Genomic DNA, 3,500 nt, shown 5'->3' on the forward strand with positions numbered 1-3,500 from the left:
CGCCCCACCTAAAATTAGTGTGATGTCAGTCATAAGCGTCTCAAGGAAAAAAGTTAAATTTTTAGAATATAAAAAAGCCGCGCTAGCAGATTAACTAACGCGGCTTAATAAAATTTCCAAGCAATTACGCAATATTGCTGGATGTTGTTTTTACAATATGCAGTTTTGGAAATGCCTTGGCCAGCAACCAAAAAGCCAATAAATACATAGCAGTGAAACCCATGTAACTTGGCAAATAATTCCAGCCGTATTGCATGGTTTCAATAATGCCATTATTTGGAAAGCGATCTGAGAATAAGTAGTAAGTTTGTGTAGAAATGATAAAAGCTAAGAAAGTTGCTAACAAACCAGCAAAGGTATATTTAACAACATCTAAACTATCACTTTGTTTGCTCAACCAAAACCCAGCAAGCCACATTGCCGCGTAGGTTGGCAACATGCCCCAGTAACCAGCCGTTAAACAAAAGCCATACCAACTATCAATGGTAGAAGCGCCAAAGTCAATCACCGTTGCCAATACAACAAAAAAGGCAAACCAAGCAGTTTTTCTTAAATACAAACCACCGATTAACAACAAAGCCAAACTTGCATCAGGAAGTGCCACGCTAGTTAGCGCATGGCTACCACGTGTGAGTAGCATTAAGAATGCAATTGCGGCGGCCATCACCATTGATTTTGTGTAAGTTGGTTTGTCGGATTGTTTCATTTTTTCTCCATTACAAAGCTTGCTATATACTTAATTAGAAATAGGGAAGCATCATAACATTTTTGCACACTTTAGATTAGTCTGGCTGATAACGAATATTGACAAATATGTTAGCCCTTGGCGTGCTATATGCTTCACCACCAAAATCCAAGCCTAAAGCATATTTTTTATCTAAAATATTATTAAAACGTGTTTGAACTGACCAATCTTTGCTGAGTTTGTAATCAATCGTTGCGTTTAGCAGCCCATAACCAGCTAAAGAATGTTGATTAGTTGCATCGTTAAAACGGATGGATGATGCGATGGCTTCTATCCCAAGGCGCCAATCTCCGAAAAAATAGCTTACGTTTGCACTAGTGTGACGGTTAGCGCGACGGACTAAAAGCTTATCAGTTTTATCGTCTTTAGGCGACAGTAAGTCAAAGCTACCGCCCAAGTTTAAATTGCCTAAACGTTGGCTAGTACTTAAGCTAAGTCCATTTATCGTTGCTTTATTGATGTTCACAGGTCGAGCAGTAAATTGATTATTTAAAGCAATTAAATTATCTACACTATTATGGAAGGCTGTAGCTGATAGAGTGGTATCAATATCTTGATAACGTAGACTCGCTTCAATATTACGCGATTGCTCTGGTTTTAGATTAGGGTTCCCAGAATATGACCCGTAAATACCATAATCTTTAAATGGCCAATATAAATCATTGAAGGTAGGCGCTTTGAAAGCCGTTCCATAACTTGCCGTGGCACGCCAATTTGGATTTATTTTATAGCCGTAGCCTAAACTGCCCGTATTGTGACTACCAAATTGTGAGTTGCTATCATGGCGCGCACTGACTTGTAGTGAATGTGCGTTGTAATCGAGTAAGTAGTTAGCCACAAAGCCGTCGTTATCACGTGTTTTAACTATGTAAGATACAGAGTTAGACTGTACTTTTTGGTATAAACCATCATAAAGTAGGGTTAATACGCCAACAGATAACTTAAAGTCATTTTGCCAGTTGAGCTGAAACTGACTTGTTTTGTAAAAATCACCGCCTACAACACTCGACTGGTCAAATGTGCGGCTTTCGTCAGTACCTTGGCCGATACGCACTTTTGATAACCAGAAATCAGTGAATTGATTATTGCTAAACAGGGCACAGCTGTATTGTTTTGAGTCTGAGTAACTATCAAAATTTGAAAAGTTATTCGCATTGTCAAAATGTACGCGACCATCGCTGTGTAAAAATTGAAATCCTATCTCATGACCAGATTCGATTACATGTGTCACATTGACAGAAAATGCTAAATTGCGATTGGCATCATTGTCGTTATAGTCTTTATTTTTGGTATCAATTGCAGAAAAGCTGTTGGTATTTAAGCTAGAAACGTTTAATGCAAAGCGTGTATCGCGAATATTCCCGCTGACGCCTGCGTCAGCTCTTTTAGTATTGTATGAGCCGTAACCAAGATTTGCGTTGAATTTAACATCGCCAGAATTTTTCTTAGTGAAGATTTGAATGACTCCACCAATAGCATCTTGTCCATAGAGACTTGAAGCTGGGCCTCGCAGAATCTCAATCCTGTCTATTTGACCTATGGGTATATTTTCTAAGGCAGTTGAACCCAACGTAGCAGAATCTATCCGTAAACCATCAATCAGTACGACTACATGCCCAGAGTTGGTGCCGCGCATGAAAATGCTGGAAATAGTTCCTGCGCCACCGCTACTGGTAATTTCAATGCCTGGTTGACGTGCTAATAGCTCAACTAAAGTGGATTGCCCTGTGCGTTGAATTTCTTCAGCATCAATCACTGTAACGTCAGCAATAGCACTTTCGCGCAGTTGCGGTGTGCGTGAAGCAGTCACAATAACTTCATCTAAATTAATATTTTCGGTAGCAAATGTTGGTGTAGAAAACGCCAAGCCAATCAGGCTGGCTATCGTAGTTTTTTTCATTATCATGTCCCTAAATTACACGCGGCCCCGCATGTAGATTTTTAAAAACTAGGGAAGTCAGCAAAGTAAAATAAAAAAGAAAGCGCGGACGAAGTATCGACAAGTAAAGCGCAGCCTTTATTACCGTCACCCCGCGGTATTTCCTAGCGATGTAGTAATTAGGCCGGTCTCCGGGCTTGTGGGCTTAGGTGGTAAAACCTACTATTTTGCACCTTCCCAAGTATTACCTTTTTCTAAGGTTTAACTCAGTGGCATATTGCAAAACTATTTGAATGAATCAAAAACTCACTTACCGTTGCGGGGGCAGCATAGGAATAATTAACGCTTTAAGCGTTAATGCACCTATTTCCCAGTTTCACCTTGTTTGTAGAAAACAAACTTGGCACCTAACAACAAGTGCGAATTATATCTCGCTTTTTTGAATTTATTCGAAGAAATTTATTAACAATAATTTTCAACATGCGGTAATACTTTGAAATATACGCGTTAGCTATTGACTATAATCATTTTTTTCAATTATAGTGACCGTATGGATGCGGACTTAAAAGCGTTAGAAGAAAAATTATCAGGCTTAATTTCATTGTGTAGTGATTTACGCAGTGAAAATCAGCGGCTACGTCTTGATTTGAATGCAACGCAAAGTGATGCCGTTGCCTTAAAGGCTAAAATGGAACTTGCCAGCAAACGAATTGAAGCTTTGATGGAGAGCTTGCCTTAAGGCAGGTTTGAGTAAGTAAAATGAGCGAAATAAAAGGCGTGGATGTCAATATTATGGGTAGAGATTTCACGGTATCGTGTACCGATGAAGAGCGCCCAGGATTGATAAACGCGGTAAATTTTTTAGATAAAAAAATG

Annotated in this window: 4 protein-coding genes and 1 riboswitch; of the genes, 2 read left to right on the top strand and 2 right to left on the bottom strand. The window is 39.3% G+C overall.

Features of this window, described 5'->3' with window-relative positions; translation table 11 throughout:
• Positions 1-124: 124 nt before the first annotated feature.
• Both HOO90_RS01345 and HOO90_RS01350 read right to left on the bottom strand, forming a co-directional pair.
• A complete protein-coding gene (locus HOO90_RS01345; protein ID WP_292838689.1) occupies positions 125-706 on the bottom strand; it encodes a hypothetical protein in 582 nt (193 codons plus the stop codon).
• A 76-nt stretch (positions 707-782) separates the two neighbouring features.
• Entirely contained in the window at positions 783-2,645 is a 1,863-nt protein-coding gene (locus HOO90_RS01350; protein ID WP_292838691.1) for a TonB-dependent receptor, read from the bottom strand.
• Between the two features lie 143 nt (positions 2,646-2,788).
• Positions 2,789-3,050, bottom strand: a riboswitch (cobalamin riboswitch).
• Positions 3,051-3,174: 124 nt separating this feature from the next.
• On the opposite strand from HOO90_RS01350, the gene HOO90_RS01355 reads away from it, so the two are divergent.
• Together HOO90_RS01355 and HOO90_RS01360 are read left to right on the top strand one after the other, a co-directional pair.
• Positions 3,175-3,363 (top strand): hypothetical protein, encoded by a 189-nt coding sequence (locus tag HOO90_RS01355; protein WP_292838693.1) that lies wholly within the window; start codon positions 3,175-3,177, stop codon positions 3,361-3,363.
• 20 nt (positions 3,364-3,383) lie between these two features.
• The coding region (locus HOO90_RS01360) for a cell division protein ZapA (protein ID WP_292838695.1) at positions 3,384-3,500 on the top strand (117 nt) is incomplete at its 3' end.

The organism is Methylotenera sp., from assembly GCF_013141425.1.
Lineage (GTDB): Bacteria > Pseudomonadota > Gammaproteobacteria > Burkholderiales > Methylophilaceae > Methylotenera.